The 13,618-nt window shown below is 62.3% G+C and carries 11 protein-coding genes; 1 reads left to right on the forward strand and 10 read right to left on the reverse strand.

All coding sequences use genetic code 11. The features are described 5' to 3' along the window. Positions 1-128: 128 nt before the first annotated feature. On the reverse strand, positions 129-1,322 hold the full coding sequence (locus EU811_RS18375; RefSeq protein WP_142939751.1) for a glycine C-acetyltransferase: 1,194 nt from the start codon (positions 1,320-1,322) through the stop codon (positions 129-131). Between the two features lie 35 nt (positions 1,323-1,357). Next, complete coding sequence (gene tdh / locus EU811_RS18380; protein ID WP_142939752.1) at positions 1,358-2,404, reverse strand: L-threonine 3-dehydrogenase; 1,047 nt, start codon at positions 2,402-2,404, stop codon at positions 1,358-1,360. Between the two features lie 107 nt (positions 2,405-2,511). On the opposite strand from tdh, the gene EU811_RS18385 reads away from it, so the two are divergent. Next, on the forward strand, positions 2,512-3,459 hold the full coding sequence (locus tag EU811_RS18385) for a LysR family transcriptional regulator (RefSeq protein ID WP_142939753.1): 948 nt from the start codon (positions 2,512-2,514) through the stop codon (positions 3,457-3,459). 57 nt (positions 3,460-3,516) lie between these two features. On the opposite strand, the gene EU811_RS18390 is transcribed toward EU811_RS18385, so the two are convergent. From EU811_RS18390 to gatA, 8 genes are all read right to left on the reverse strand, one after another. Then, positions 3,517-4,710 (reverse strand): Gfo/Idh/MocA family protein, encoded by a 1,194-nt coding sequence (locus tag EU811_RS18390; protein WP_142939754.1) that lies wholly within the window; start codon positions 4,708-4,710, stop codon positions 3,517-3,519. Between the two features lie 16 nt (positions 4,711-4,726). Continuing rightward, on the reverse strand, positions 4,727-5,779 hold the full coding sequence (locus tag EU811_RS18395) for a LacI family DNA-binding transcriptional regulator (protein WP_142939755.1): 1,053 nt from the start codon (positions 5,777-5,779) through the stop codon (positions 4,727-4,729). Between the two features lie 58 nt (positions 5,780-5,837). Next, positions 5,838-7,496: a sugar ABC transporter substrate-binding protein gene (locus EU811_RS18400; protein ID WP_142939756.1), complete on the reverse strand. Its 1,659-nt coding sequence runs from the start codon at positions 7,494-7,496 to the stop codon at positions 5,838-5,840. 69 nt (positions 7,497-7,565) lie between these two features. Continuing rightward, complete coding sequence (locus EU811_RS18405) at positions 7,566-8,489, reverse strand: carbohydrate ABC transporter permease (protein ID WP_142939757.1); 924 nt, start codon at positions 8,487-8,489, stop codon at positions 7,566-7,568. Positions 8,490-8,531: 42 nt separating this feature from the next. Further along, the gene (locus tag EU811_RS18410; protein WP_142939758.1) at positions 8,532-9,566 is read right to left on the reverse strand and encodes an ABC transporter permease; all 1,035 of its coding nucleotides are present in this window, start codon (positions 9,564-9,566) and stop codon (positions 8,532-8,534) included. Between the two features lie 323 nt (positions 9,567-9,889). Then, positions 9,890-10,447, reverse strand: a complete 558-nt coding sequence (locus EU811_RS18415; protein ID WP_142939759.1) for a DUF5666 domain-containing protein — start codon at positions 10,445-10,447, stop codon at positions 9,890-9,892. A gap of 92 nt (positions 10,448-10,539) precedes the next feature. Continuing rightward, a complete protein-coding gene (gene gatB, locus EU811_RS18420; RefSeq protein WP_091323187.1) occupies positions 10,540-12,048 on the reverse strand; it encodes an Asp-tRNA(Asn)/Glu-tRNA(Gln) amidotransferase subunit GatB in 1,509 nt (502 codons plus the stop codon). Next, complete coding sequence (gatA, locus tag EU811_RS18425) at positions 12,048-13,616, reverse strand: Asp-tRNA(Asn)/Glu-tRNA(Gln) amidotransferase subunit GatA (RefSeq protein WP_142939760.1); 1,569 nt, start codon at positions 13,614-13,616, stop codon at positions 12,048-12,050. The genes gatB and gatA overlap by 1 nt, the downstream gene beginning before the upstream one ends. Positions 13,617-13,618: the final 2 nt, after the last annotated feature.

The raw sequence follows: 13,618 nt of genomic DNA on the forward strand, positions 1-13,618 counted from the left end.
CAGAAAACCATACGGCCGCACCCACGCTCTCTCACTTGCCACAAGGAAGTGAGAGAGCGTCCGGCCCAGACCCTCGGGACGTGAGAGAGCGATCGGCTGGAACCCGCGGGACGTGAGAGAGCGACTGCCTAGGCGACCGCGGCGCGACTCTTGACGAACGCCTGAACGCAGGCTTCGACGTCGTCCGCGCTGTGCGCGGCCGAGAGCTGCACGCGGATCCGGGCCACACCCTTGGGAACCACCGGGAAGCTGAAGGCAGTGACGAAGACGCCGTTGTTGAGCATCTCGTCAGCGACCCTGGCAGCTACAACGGCATCGCCGAACATGACGGGGATGATGGCGTGCTCGCCGTCGAGGAGCTCGAAGCCTTCCTCGCTCATGCGGCGCCGGAACAGCGCTGCGTTCTCGAACAAGCGGGTCCGCAGCTCGCCGGATTCCTGCACGAGCTCGATCGCCTTGATGGTGGCCGCAACAATGGCCGGGGCAAGCGAGTTGGAGAACAGGTAGGGGCGGGCCTTCTGGCGAAGCATTGCCACGATCTCGCCACGGCCGGAGACGTAACCACCCGAGGCGCCACCGAGGGCCTTGCCGAAGGTACCGGTGTAGATGTCCACGCGTTCAGAAACACCGGCGTGCTCCGGAGTGCCGGCGCCGGTGGGGCCCATGAAGCCGACGGCGTGGGAGTCGTCCACCATGACCAAGGCGTCGTGCTTCTCCGCGAGATCGCAAATAGCTTCGAGCGGTGCGAGGTAGCCGTCCATGGAAAAGACACCATCGGTGACGATGATTTTCCGGCGGGACCCCTCGGCCTCAACCAGCTTGGCTTCGAGATCTGCCATGTCCTGGTTGGCGTAGCGGAAGCGCTTGGCCTTGCTGAGGCGGATGCCGTCGATGATGGAGGCGTGGTTCAGGGAGTCGGAGATGATGGCGTCTTCAGGGCCAAAGAGCGACTCAAACACGCCGCCGTTGGCATCGAAGCAGCTGGAGAACAGGATAGTGTCCTCGGTGCCCAGGAACTTGGAGACGCGGGTTTCGAGTTCCAGGTGCAGGTCCTGGGTTCCGCAGATGAACCGAACGGACGCCATACCAAAACCGCGCTCATCCATGGCGGACTTGGCTGCGGCGATGATCTCCGGGTGGTCGGCCAGGCCCAGGTAGTTGTTTGCGCAGAAGTTCAGGACCTTGTTGGCTGGCTGGCCAAGCTGGCCGGCTGCGATGTGGCTGGCCTGCGGGGAATCGATGTGGCGTTCGGTCTTGAAGAGGCCGGCGCTCCGGATCTCGTCGAGTTCGCCCTGGAGTTGGTCTTTGATGGCTGAATACATGGTGCTCCTCAGTACGTCTGAAAGTCGGGGATCTCTTAGAGTTCAGTCCAGTCAAGGACCACTTTGCCGCCCGTACCGTTGCGGGCAATTTCGAAGCCCTTTTCCCAGTCCTTGGCGGACAGCTTGTCCGTCACGACGGCGGAAATGCTGCGGTGCAGCACGGGGTTGGAGGACAGCATGGCGCTCATGGCGTACCAGGTTTCGAACATCTCGCGACCGTAGATGCCCTTGAGCGTCAGCATGTGCGTGACTACCTTGCCCCAGTCGATGTCGATGGACTGGCTGGGAAGGCCCAGCATGGCGATCCGGCCACCGTGGTTCATGTTGTCGATCATCTCAGGCAGCGCGGTGGGGTGTCCCGACATTTCCAGACCGATGTCGAAACCTTCGCGCATGCCCAGTTCCTGCTGTGCTTCACGGACCCGCATCTTGGACACGTCCACGGCGAGGTCAACGCCCATCTGGCGCGCGAGCTCCAGGCGCGGAGCTGAGACGTCCGTGATGGCGATCTTTCGTGCACCTGCGTGGCGGGCGACAGCGATTGCCATCAGGCCGATAGGTCCGGCGCCCGTGATGAGCACATCCTCGCCGACCAGCGGGAAGCTGAGGGCAGTATGGACTGCGTTGCCGAAGGGATCGAAGATGGCGCCAAGTTCCGGGGTGACAGATTCGTCCTGGTGGACCCAGGCGTTGGTCTCCGGGATGACGACGTATTCGGCAAACGCACCATCGCGCTGCACGCCAACGGATACCGTGTGGATGCACATCTGACGGCGACCGGCACGGCAGTTGCGGCAGATTCCGCACACTACGTGACCTTCGCCGGAGACTCTGTCCCCAACTTTGACGTCGCGGACGTCCTCGCCGATTTCCACTACTTCGCCATAGAACTCGTGGCCGGCAATGAGGGGCGCTTCGATGATGCCCTGGGCCCAGGCGTCCCAGCTTTGAATGTGGAGGTCCGTGCCGCAGATGCCGGTGGTCATCACGCGGATCTTGACGTCGCCGGAGCCCGCTTCAGGCTCGGGACGTTCGACCAGTTCGAACCCTTCGTGGGGTCCGGATTTGTAGAGAGCCTTCATGGGATTCCTCACTGCCAGGGCCGCTTCGCTGCTGCTGCATCCATTAGAGCGCCGCCGACGATTTAGCACAACTAGATTCTTCTCAATCAACGATTTAGGATTTGCTAATGGAAATCCATCAGCTGCAGATGCTCCGGGAACTCGGCGACCTGGGCAGCGTGAAGGCCGTTGCTGAAACACTCATGGTCACGCCGTCGGCCGTTTCCCAACAGCTCGCCCTGCTCCAGAAGTCCGTGGACGTGCCGTTGACGCGCAAAGAAGGCCGGGCGCTAGTTCTCACCGATGCGGGCCGCGTCCTCGCGGAGGCGGGTGCCGCCGTCGTGAACGCCATGGCAGATGCGCGGGCTGCTATTGGCGCTTATCACGATGCTCCTGACGCGCCAGTAAGCGTGAGTGCATTCCACAGCGCGGGTCAAGCGCTGTTCGCCCCGTTAGCGGCGCATTTGGCATCCGGGACGGCGTCCGACGGCGGGAAGTCGCCACGGCTTCGACTCTCCGATGAGGACGTGGCCCAGGAGGATTTCCCGGGGTTGGCTGCCCGATATGACCTGGTGTTGGCACACAGGATGGACAACAGCCCGTCCTGGCCGGAGGACAAGGTCGCAGTGATACCCCTGGCCGACGAGCCGCTGGATATTGCCCTCCCCGCGGATCACCCCTTGGCGGCCCGAAGCGAACTGAAACCGTCCGACGTCGTGGATGAACCCTGGGTGACCAGCCGCGACGGCTACTCCCCCGCAGACGTGCTAGCCGCCGTCGTCGCCGTGAGTGGGCGACCAGCCGAGGTACTGCACCGCATCAACGACTATTCCACCGTGGCGGCGCTGGTCTCGGCCGGTGGCGCGATCGGGCTGCTGCCTCGCTTCACCGCGCGCCGTGTTTTGGACGCCGGCGTGGTTTTGCGTCCGTTGTCCGGGGTGAACTCGGTCCGGAAAATCGACATCCTGGCCCGTCCGGAGACACTCAAACGGAAATCGGTCATGACGGTTTGCGAGTCACTTCAAACCGTCATGACCGAGCTTGTTGAGCTATCCCGCGCCGGCTTACCCAAGTAAGTCGCAGCAGAGCGCATTTTGACGGCTCAAAACGCGCTTAACTGCGACTCAGTTGGGTCAGTCGCGAACCAAGGCGGGCTGACCGGCGTCGAAGTACTCCACCAGTTCAACCGGGAGCTCCGGTACCTCACGTGCGGAGCCGTCGCCGCGCAGTGATTCAGCGGCAAGAATGCCCGCCACCACGGCTTGGCGAGCGGCAATCGGGCTGGTCCGGGTCCGGCCGCCCTCCGACGCGAAGCGGAGGAACTCCTCGATCAGGCGCGGGTCGGCGCCGCCGTGGCCGCCTTCGCCGTCCTCAATGGTGATGACCTCATCCGGCGCCGCGTAGCCCGAGGACCTGCTCGTCCACACGTTGATGGTCTCTCCGGGCCCATCACCCAGGTTTTCGATCCGGCCCTTGGTACCGATGACGGTGTAGTTGCGCCAGTAGTCGGGCGTGAAATGGCACTGCTGGTATGAGGCGAGCACGCCGTTATCCAACACCATGTTCATCATGGAGATGTCCTCCACATCGATCACCTCCGCCAGGTCCTTCTGCTCGGTAGGCGGCCAGTTGTCCATGGAGAACCAATCCCCCATGCGCTTGCCGGCGTTGTTGCTCCGGTTCGCGACGTCGCCATAAACCGCAAGATCGCCGACGGCGGCAACGCGCTTGGTATACCCGCCCGCCAACCAGTGGATCACGTCGATGTCGTGGGCACCTTTTTGGAGCAGGAGCGAGGTGACGTTGGCGCGCTGGGAGTGCCAGTCCTTGAAGTAGTAGTCACCGCCGTGTCCTACGAAGTGTCGGCACCAGACAGCCTTGATCTCGCCGATCCTGCCTTCTTCAATGAGCTGGCGCATCTGTACCACAACCGGCATGTGGCGCATATTGTGGCCAACATAGAGGCGGGTGCCGGTTTGGTAGGCCGTGGTGAGGATCAAGTCCGCAGCCTCAACCGTGATGTCCAGCGGCTTCTCGCAGAAGGTGGGAATACCCGCCTGGAGAGTACGGACTGCGACGGCGGCGTGCTGGTTGTCGGGGGTCAGAACCAGGACTGCATCCAGGCCACTGGCCAGCAGTTCCTCGAGATCATCCGTGATCCGGGCGGTGGGGATGCGTTCGGCGGCGTCAGCCCGGCCGCGCTCACTCAGGTCACAAACAACGGTGACCGCCGAGCCCTGGCCCGGCTTGTGGGCGTGCTTCCACAGCCCCGACCGCAGGCCGAAACCCACAATGCCGACCTTCAAATCCTTTTCCATGGTGTGCAATTTCCTTCTGCTGTTCTTAGTAAAGTCTGGTTGCGGCACTGCGGTGCGGCGCCGATTCGCGCACGAACAAATGCCAGGGGAAGTCAAGGACGGCGGGTGCAGTCGGCTTGTCCGGGCTGGACTGGCCGGTTGCCCGCCGGAGGAGCAACCGCGCAAGTTTGTCGAAGAAATCCACGGGACCTACCGTGCTCAGGGAAGGCGACATTCGTTCGCCCTCCACGGTGTTACCCACGCCGATGATGTCCACGTCCGTGCCAACAGCGAGGCCGAGACGCTGGGCCGCATTGATGGCGCTGACTGCTGCATAATCCGTGGTGGCGTAGATGGCTGTGGGACGGTCCGGCATGCTGAGCAGCCGGGTTGCCGTGGCGTACGCCCCTGCACTGGTGCCATCGAACAAGCCCACATAATCCTCGCGTTCCGTGACGCCGGCATGCTCCAGCGCCTCGGAATACGCCCGGTACCGGGCGCCGCCGGACGTGCCGGCCGCCGTAGCGGGAGTCAGGCAAGCAATCCGGCGGTGGCCGTGGAGCAGGTGCTCCACGGCCATGCGGCACCCTGGCCCGGCAATGGAACGGATGACATCGAAGCCTTCCGCGTCCAGGTTCTCGTCAAAAACCACCAGGGTGGTTCCGTGCTCGGCGAGCTTCCGCAAGGCGTCCCGTTGCTCGTCACGGACAGCGTCCACAAACACGGCGTCGGCATTATGTGTACCGAGCACCTTCACCCAGTCCGCGTCACCCAGGATCATCGGCGTGATGCCCAACGGACCTGCCACCTTCTGCACGGACTCAATGACGGACAGGGACCAGGGATCGGACAGCATGGTCAGCGACAGGATCACAGTGTTTGTCCGGCCTGTGCGGATGGCCCGGGCCGCCTGATTGGGGCGGTAGCCAAGCCGCTCCGCAGCGGCCTTGACCTTTTCCGCCGTCGGATCCGACACCCCTGGTCCCCCATCGCCACGGCGACCTGACAGGACATAGGAAACCGTGGCCGTAGAAACGCCCGCTAGTTCGGCCACCATGCGAATGGTGGGTCGGACTCCGGTGTTACTCGCTTTTTCCATGGTTCCCCCTGCTGGTGCTTGCTTTGTACGTTTGCGTTGCGTGGTTGTTGGTTTGAGGCTAGCTCCTGAAGACCGGCACGTTGGGGTCCAACGCGGCCTGGTACTCATCGCGCATCTTGTCGCCGCCCTCGCTCTTCCAGCGTTTGACCGCATCCTTGAGTTCGTCGATCTTGGCGCGGCCGGTGATGATGTCCACCACCTTGTCGCGCAACTGCTTGGTGATTTTTGCGCCCACCTTGGCGTTGGTGTCCGAGTAGGAACCGTTGGTGGGGTTGCGCCAGGCCAGTTCCAGGAGTTTCTCTTCCTGCTGGCTGACGTAGCGGGTGTCGTCGTCGAAGCCCGGGTTGAAGATGACGTTCTCCGGGCTGGACATGATGTTCAACGCCGAGACCAAACCAGGGGCGTTGGTGGTTCCGGTCTCGGTACGGGCCGGGTTGCCGGAGGCATCGATGGTGTAGTCCTGGCCGAGTTCACCGAAGTTCTTCTGCATGTATTCCACAGTGCCGAACGGGGCCGACAAGTAATTGATAAGCGCGAGCAATTCCCGGATTTTGCCCTCTTCGGCCTTCTTGAACGGCGTGAAGCCCACGGTTCCATAGCCCATGTCGTAGACGGGCTTGACCTTGCCGTCTGCGCTGAACGGAACCAGGATGTCGAACTGGGTGTCCTTGCTCAGCGCGCGGTAGCTGCGGATGTCGTGGGGACCGGAGACCACCTGGGCGGCAACACTACCGTTGGCCACACGCGAGCGGATATCCGTGGCCTTGGAGTCCGGGTAGAAGACGCCGGCTGCGAACATCTTGGCCGTGAACTCTACGCCGGCCATGTACTCGTCGGTTTCGTAGAGGTGGGTGAGGCTGCGGTCCTTGTTGACGGCCCAGCTGTTGGGGGCACCGAACCACTCTGTCACCATATGAAGGGCATTGATGTACGCCGGCTCCAAGGCATACTGCTGATCACCGGGCCGGGTCAGCTCCTTGGCCTTGTCCAGGAATTCGTCGGCGCTGGCTGCTTCGAAGCCACCCACCTTCGCCCACATATCGTGGTTTCCGAGATACACCTGCCCGAACGGGGTACTGGGGATGGGGGCTCCCCAGATCTTTCCGTTGACGACGGCGGTCTTCCAGGAATCGGGCTTAAGTGCGGCCAGGTTGGGGTACTCCAGGACGGCGTCACCGGAGAGGTACGGCGTCAGGTCCTGGAATTTGGCTTCCAACATTGGCCCGACATTGGGGATGCCCTGGTTCGGCGGAACCCACATCATGTCCGGAAGGTCGTTGCTTGCCAGGACCGTGGCGAACTTGGCGGGGTAGCCATCCCCGATGTCCTCAGCGATTTGGAGTTCAAGGTCGCCGCCGAGCTTGGCGTTGAGCCGCTGCCAGAAGGGGTTGTCCTTCAGTCCCGGGCTCATGGTGTCGAAGGTTTCGGTCAGGCCCGTCACCTTGCCCTTGAGCGGCGGCGTCTTCACAGACTGCACAGCGGTGGGCAGCTTGAAGTAGCCGGCCTGGAGGCCCTTGGCATTGCCTGCGATGTCCGGGGTGACGCCAGTGAATTCCTTGTACGTGGGCAGTTTGACCGAAGCGGAGGCAGCGGCGCCTCCGTTACTTGCGGCTCCGCCGCCACCGCAGGCGGACAAGCCGGCTGCGGTCACGGCCAGGCCTGCGAGGCCAAGGAAACCGCGGCGGCTGAATCCAGCCTGAGAGGTAGTGCTCGTCATGGCATAACCCTTTCTGGTTACTTGCTTAATTTCTGCGGATTTGGGTGTTTGACTGTTGGCTGGCTTGGGCTATCCCTTGACGGCGCCAGTGATAACGCCCTTGGCAAAGTGCTTCTGGAGGAAGGGGTACACCATCAGGATGGGGACCAACGCCACCACCACAACGGCCATCTGGATGGACTGGGGCGGGGGCGTGGTGGTGATTCCAAGCTGATCGGCCGCACCGCTCCCCTGGACAACAAAGTTGCGGAGCAGCAGTTGAATGGGCCATTTGCTGTGGTCGTTGATGTAAAGGAGGGCGTTGAAGAACGAGTTCCAGAAGCCCACCGCGTAGAACAGCCCGACGACGGCGATCACGGCTTTGGATAACGGCATCACGATGCGCCACAGGATTTGCCAGTCGTTGGCGCCGTCGATCCTGGCGCTTTCAATCAGCTCCCCGGGGATGTTCATGAAGAACGAGCGCATCACCACAAAGTTGAAGGCTCCAAAGATGCCCGGGAGGATCAGGGACCACAAAGAGTCCAGAAGACCGAGCTGGCGGATCATGAGGAAGGACGGGATGAGACCCGGAGCAAAAAGGAGCGTGAACAGGACTGCGAGGATCACTGGCCGGCCAAACAGCACCGTGCGGCTGGTGGCGTAAGCCATGGTGATGGTGACGAACAACGCCAGGATGGTCCCTACGGCGGTGACCAGCACGCTAACACCTAGTGACTGCAGGACCATGGGGCCCTTGAAGATGGTTACGTAGGCCTCCAAGGTGGGACGTTCGGGCCAGAGGACGAACCCGCCGGCTTCGATCAGCTGCTCCGTGTCAGCCAAGGACGTGGATACCACCAACAGGATGGGTGTCAGGATGGACAGGCTAAAGACGATCAAGACCACGGCTTTGACCGTTTGGTACAGCGCGGAAGGCTTTTCCTTCCACACCGGGCGCTTGGGGTTGTAGCTCAGTTCCCGGGGTTTCTTGGTGAAAAGTGTTGTTGCCATGGGGTTCTCCTTGTGCGGCAGGCGCGCGGGTCAGCGTGGCTTTCAGCGCACTTGTTTTGCGAAGATGCCGTCTTCGCCGAAGCGGTGGGCAAGTTTGTTGGCGCCGTAGATCAACAAGGCGCTGACTACGCCCTTGGCAAGGCCTGCTGCCGCGCCAGAGCTCCAGCCTCCTCCCACTACGCCCGTGTAGTAGGTGAAGGTATCCAGCACTTCCGCAGCTCCGGCTCCCACCGCGTCGCGTTGCAGGATGAACTGCTCGAAGCCGACTGAGAGGATGTCGCCGATGCGCAGAATCAGAAGCAGGACGATCACAGGACGCAGCCCGGGGAGGGTGATGTGCCACATCCTGCGCCAGCGCCCGGCCCCGTCTGCCGCGGCGGCTTCGTAGAGAGAGGCATCGATGCTGGCAAGGGCGGCCAGGAAGATGATCATGGCCCAGCCGGCATCCTTCCAGATCATCTGGACCACCACCATGACCGGGAAGGTCTCGGGATTGGTCATGAAGGGAATCGGATCCATTCCCCAGTCCCGGAGGAGGTTGTTGACGAATCCTGCGCCACCCAACATTTGTTGGAAGAACGCGATCACCAGAACCCAGGACAAGAAGTGTGGCAGGTAGGCAATGCTCTGGAAGATCCGCCGGACACGCGTGCTGATGAGTGAATCCACGATCAATGCCAGCACCAGTGGTACCGGGAAGAGGAAGACCAACTGCCAGGCGGCCAGGTACAGCGTGTTCCAGAAGGCGTGAACAAAATCCGGGTTACCGAACAGGTCCACAAAGTTCTGCCAGCCAACCCACAAGCTGTCCCCGATGCCCAGATACGGCTGGTAGTCCTGGAATGCGATGACGTTGCCCAGGATGGGGATGTAGAAGAAGAGAAGCAGGAAGGCCACACCGGGCAGCATCATGAGCAGCATCTGCTTGTCGCGTCGCAGGCGTGAACGGAAACTCTGCTGTGGGACCTGGCTTCTCTTCCGCTTCTTCGAACCGGATCCGGGGGCGTTGCTGCCTGGCGGCCCGGGGACTCGGCGAGCTTCGGGCAATGCCGGAGCCTGTTTCGTCGTCGAGTTCATGCTGTCTCCTCAAGTGCTGAGCCCAAGCCACCAATGTGATTCAGACCACGCTCGTTAACCGTTTAACAAACCATAAGTGACCAGCATCTCTTTTTGCAAGATCATGATCGAAACTGATCCCAGAAATCACTTTTCATCACGAAGGGGGCACAGAGAGGTGCCATGGAGTGCGCGTATTGCTTAAGGCCCGGGTCGGTTTGGACCACAAATGTGATGAGGGCTGGGTCTAGAGGTGCCCTTGCGCCCGTTCCCGCCACCCGCCCCCGAAATTACCTGCGCACGGCAGAAACGGGAGCGACACCGGCACACAGCGGTACTCCCAGCTACTTCGGGCCGTGCCCGCGCTTATGCCCGTGGCCCTTGACGCCCGCTGGCAGCTCGCCGGACACCACCTTCGTAGCCGTCACCGTTTCGCCGTTCTTGGTGCCACTCACCTTCACTGTGTCCCCTGCCTCGAGATCAGCAGCCGTCGCTGACGGCAATGACGGCCTGCCCTTGCCGTTCCGGAGCTCCGACACATTTTCTGGGACTTTTGCGATGCGGGTTTCTGCAGTGATTGCGTAGCGCTGGGTGAAGCCGTCTTCGCTCTTGACGGTCACCTCGGAGCCGCTCACCGATTCGATGGTTCCGGTCTGCGTGAGAACAGTACGGTAGCTCCCGTCCTGTTGCTTGACCACGTGCTCGCCGTGGATCGCCTGCCCACGGCCCTCCGTGGACTTGGCTGTTCCGGGCCCCGATGGGCTGGGCGAGGCAGAAGGGCTCGACGGCGAAGGGCTGGGTTGGGTGCCCGCCCAGACAGCAGCAGCCCCGCCACCGGTCAATGCAACGGCGATAGCACCGGCAAGCAGGCCCTGACGAAAACTCGGTTTCAGAGAGGCCATGCATCCATTGTGCACCCACAACAGGTGCGCCCACAGCAAAGTAGGCCGCAGTAATAACTGCGACCTACTTTGATGGGAAAGAGAACTGGCTTTTAGCCCTCGACGCCGAGCTTCTCCAGAATGAGTTCACGGACACGGCCCGCGTCAGCCTGGCCACGGGTGGCCTTCATGACGCCGCCAACAATTGCGCCAATGGCCTGGACCTTGCCGCCACGGATCTTCTCTGCGACATCCGGCTGTGCGGCAAGCGCGGCGTCGATGGCCTCCAGCAGGGGCCCGTCGTCGGATACAACTGCGAGGCCGCGCTTCTCAACGATTTCAGCCGGAGTGCCTTCGCCGGCGAGTACGCCGTCCAGGACCTGGGTTGCCATCTTGTTGTTGATCTTGCCGTCTTCAACCAGCTTGTTCAGCTCAACGATGACCTGCGGGGTGACACCGAGTTCGGAAGGATCGACGTCGGCAACCTTGGCGCGGCCAACAATCTCACCCATCCACCATTTACGGGCAACGTCAGCGGAGGCACCGGCTGCGATGGTCTCTTCGATGGAGTCCATGACGCCGGCGTTCACCACATCGCGGAATTCCAGATCCGAGTAGCCCCATGCTTCCTTGAGGCGCTTGCGGCGCTCGGCCGGCGGTTCGGGGAGGGTGGCGCGGAGTTCTTCCACCCACTCGCGGGAGGCGACGACGGGAACCAGGTCCGGCTCCGGGAAGTAGCGGTAGTCGTCAGCATCAGACTTGGGCCGGCCCGACGTCGTCGAACGCGTATCCTCGTGCCAGTGACGCGTCTCTTGGATAACCGGCTCGCCGGAATCCAGAACGGCGGCGTGCCGCTGGATTTCGTAACGAACAGCGTGCTCCACGGCGCGCAGGGAGTTCACGTTCTTGGTCTCCGAACGGATACCGAAGCGCTCACGTCCGTGTGGTCGCAGGGAAACGTTGGCATCGCAACGGACGTTGCCGCGTTCCATCTTGGCGTCGGAAACGCCCAGGTTCTTCACGATCTCGCGGACTGCTGCGACGTATGCCTTGGCCAGCTCGGGTGCACGGCTGCCGGCGCCCTCGATCGGCTTGGTGACGATTTCCACCAGGGGAACGCCGGAACGGTTGTAATCCACCAACGAGTAGTCGGCACCTTGGATACGGCCCGCCGCGCCACCCATGTGGGTCAACTTGCCGGCGTCTTCTTCCATGTGGGCGCGCTCGATCTCCACACGGAACACCGTGCCGTCCTCCAGCTCAATGTCGAGGTAACCGTCATAGGCGATCGGCTCGTCGTACTGGGAGGTCTGGAAGTTCTTGGGGGTGTCCGGGTAGAAATAGTTCTTCCGGGCGAAGCGGCAGGTCTCGGCGATCTTGCAGTTCAGGGCAAGGCCGATCTTGATGGAGGACTCCACTGCGGTCTTGTTCACCACGGGCAAGACGCCGGGCATGCCCAGGTCAACCTCGTTGACGTTGGTGTTCGGTTCATCACCGAAGACGTTGGGAGCGGAGGAGAACATCTTGGTCTTGGTGTTGAGCTCCACGTGGACCTCGAACCCCAGGACGGGATCGTACTTCTCCATGGCCTCTTCGAAGCTCAGGGTTGCGTCGACGGACATTAGTTGGAACCTCCGGCGGTGTTGGATACTGCACCGAGCACAGCAGTTTTCAGCTCAGGCGCCTGCGAAAGCATCGGACCGCCCCACTTCTCTTCAAGCATGGATTCGAGGACCGCACCCACGCGGTACAGGCGGGCATCCTTGCGAGCAGGAGCCAGCAGCTGGATACCAACAGGCAGGCCGTCTTCGTCGGCCAGGCCACCCGGCAGAGACAGGCCCGGAATGCCGGCGAGGTTGGCCGGGATGGTGGCGACGTCGTTCAGGTACATCGCCAGCGGATCGTCCAGCTTCTCCCCCAACTTGAACGCCGTGGTGGGCGCGGTCGGGGAAATCAGAACATCAGCCTTCGCGAAGGCGGCGTCGAAGTCACGCTGGATCAGCGTACGGACCTTCTGTGCCGAGCCGTAGTAAGCGTCGTAGTAGCCGGCGCTCAACGCGTAAGTGCCCAGGATGATGCGTCGCTTCACTTCGTCACCGAAGCCCGCGGCACGGGTAGCACCCATAACTCGCTCGATGGTCATGGGCCCGTCCTTGGGCAGGACGCGCAAGCCGAAGCGGACGCCGTCGAACTTTGCCAGGTTGCTGGACACCTCGGACGGCATGATCAGGTAGTAAGCGCCCAAGGCGTACTTCAGGTTGGGGCAGGAAACTTCAACGATTTCGGCGCCGGCATCCTTCAGCAGCTGAAGGGACTCGTTGAAACGGTTCTCGACGCCAGCCTGGTAGCCCTCGCCGTGAAGTTCCTTGACGATGCCAATCTTCATGCCCGCCACGTTGCCGACGCGGGCGGCTGCAACAAGATCGTTGAAAGGATCCGTCAGCGAGGTGGAGTCGAACGGATCGTGGCCGCCGATGACTTCCTGCAGCAGTGCCGAGTCCAACACCGTACGGGAGACAGGGCCGATCTGGTCCAGTGACGACGCCATGGCAATGGCACCGTAACGGGAAACAGCACCGTACGTGGGCTTCACGCCCACGGTTCCAGTGACGGCGCCGGGCTGGCGGATGGAGCCACCGGTGTCCGTGCCGAGGGCCAGCGGCGCTTCGAAAGCGGCGACGGCGGCAGCGGAGCCACCGCCCGAACCACCAGGAATACGGTCCAAATCCCACGGGTTGCGGGTGGGGCCGTAGGCCGAGTGCTCCGTGGAGGAACCCATGGCGAACTCATCCAGGTTGGTTTTACCCAGGATCGGCATCTTGGCCGCGCGCAGCTTCTTGACCACGGTGGCGTCGTACGGGCTGTGCCAGCCCTCAAGGATCTTCGAACCAGCCGTCGTCGGTTGCCCGATGGTGACAATGAGGTCCTTCACCGCGATCGGGACACCGGCGAGGGCATGCAGCTCATCAGCAGCGGAACCGCCGGCGGCGCGGGCAGCATCGACCTCGGCCGCGACGGCCAAAGCCTCTTCGCCATTAACGTGCAGGAACGCGTTAACCTGACCGTCGACGTCGGCAATACGGTCAAGGTGCGCCTGCGTGACCTCGACGGCGGTAACCTCGCGGGCAGTCAACTTGGCAGCGAGATCGGCAGCGGAATGGCGGATGAGTTCGTTCTTCAGCTCAGTCATAA

The organism is Arthrobacter sp. TS-15, from assembly GCF_006964045.1.
GTDB lineage: Bacteria > Actinomycetota > Actinomycetes > Actinomycetales > Micrococcaceae > Arthrobacter.

What these genes read in the sequence shown, in the direction of transcription:
- EU811_RS18375 (WP_142939751.1), bottom strand. Translation starts at nt 1,322, where the DNA reads ATGTATTCAGCCATCAAAGACCAACTCCAGGGCGAACTCGACGAGATC.
- tdh (WP_142939752.1), bottom strand. Translation starts at nt 2,404, where the DNA reads ATGAAGGCTCTCTACAAATCCGGACCCCACGAAGGGTTCGAACTGGTC.
- EU811_RS18385 (WP_142939753.1), top strand. Translation starts at nt 2,512, where the DNA reads ATGGAAATCCATCAGCTGCAGATGCTCCGGGAACTCGGCGACCTGGGC.
- EU811_RS18395 (WP_142939755.1), bottom strand. Translation starts at nt 5,779, where the DNA reads ATGGAAAAAGCGAGTAACACCGGAGTCCGACCCACCATTCGCATGGTG.
- EU811_RS18400 (WP_142939756.1), bottom strand. Translation starts at nt 7,496, where the DNA reads ATGACGAGCACTACCTCTCAGGCTGGATTCAGCCGCCGCGGTTTCCTT.
- EU811_RS18405 (WP_142939757.1), bottom strand. Translation starts at nt 8,489, where the DNA reads ATGGCAACAACACTTTTCACCAAGAAACCCCGGGAACTGAGCTACAAC.
- EU811_RS18410 (WP_142939758.1), bottom strand. Translation starts at nt 9,566, where the DNA reads ATGAACTCGACGACGAAACAGGCTCCGGCATTGCCCGAAGCTCGCCGA.
- EU811_RS18415 (WP_142939759.1), bottom strand. Translation starts at nt 10,447, where the DNA reads ATGGCCTCTCTGAAACCGAGTTTTCGTCAGGGCCTGCTTGCCGGTGCT.
- gatB (WP_091323187.1), bottom strand. Translation starts at nt 12,048, where the DNA reads ATGTCCGTCGACGCAACCCTGAGCTTCGAAGAGGCCATGGAGAAGTAC.
- gatA (WP_142939760.1), bottom strand. Translation starts at nt 13,616, where the DNA reads ATGACTGAGCTGAAGAACGAACTCATCCGCCATTCCGCTGCCGATCTC.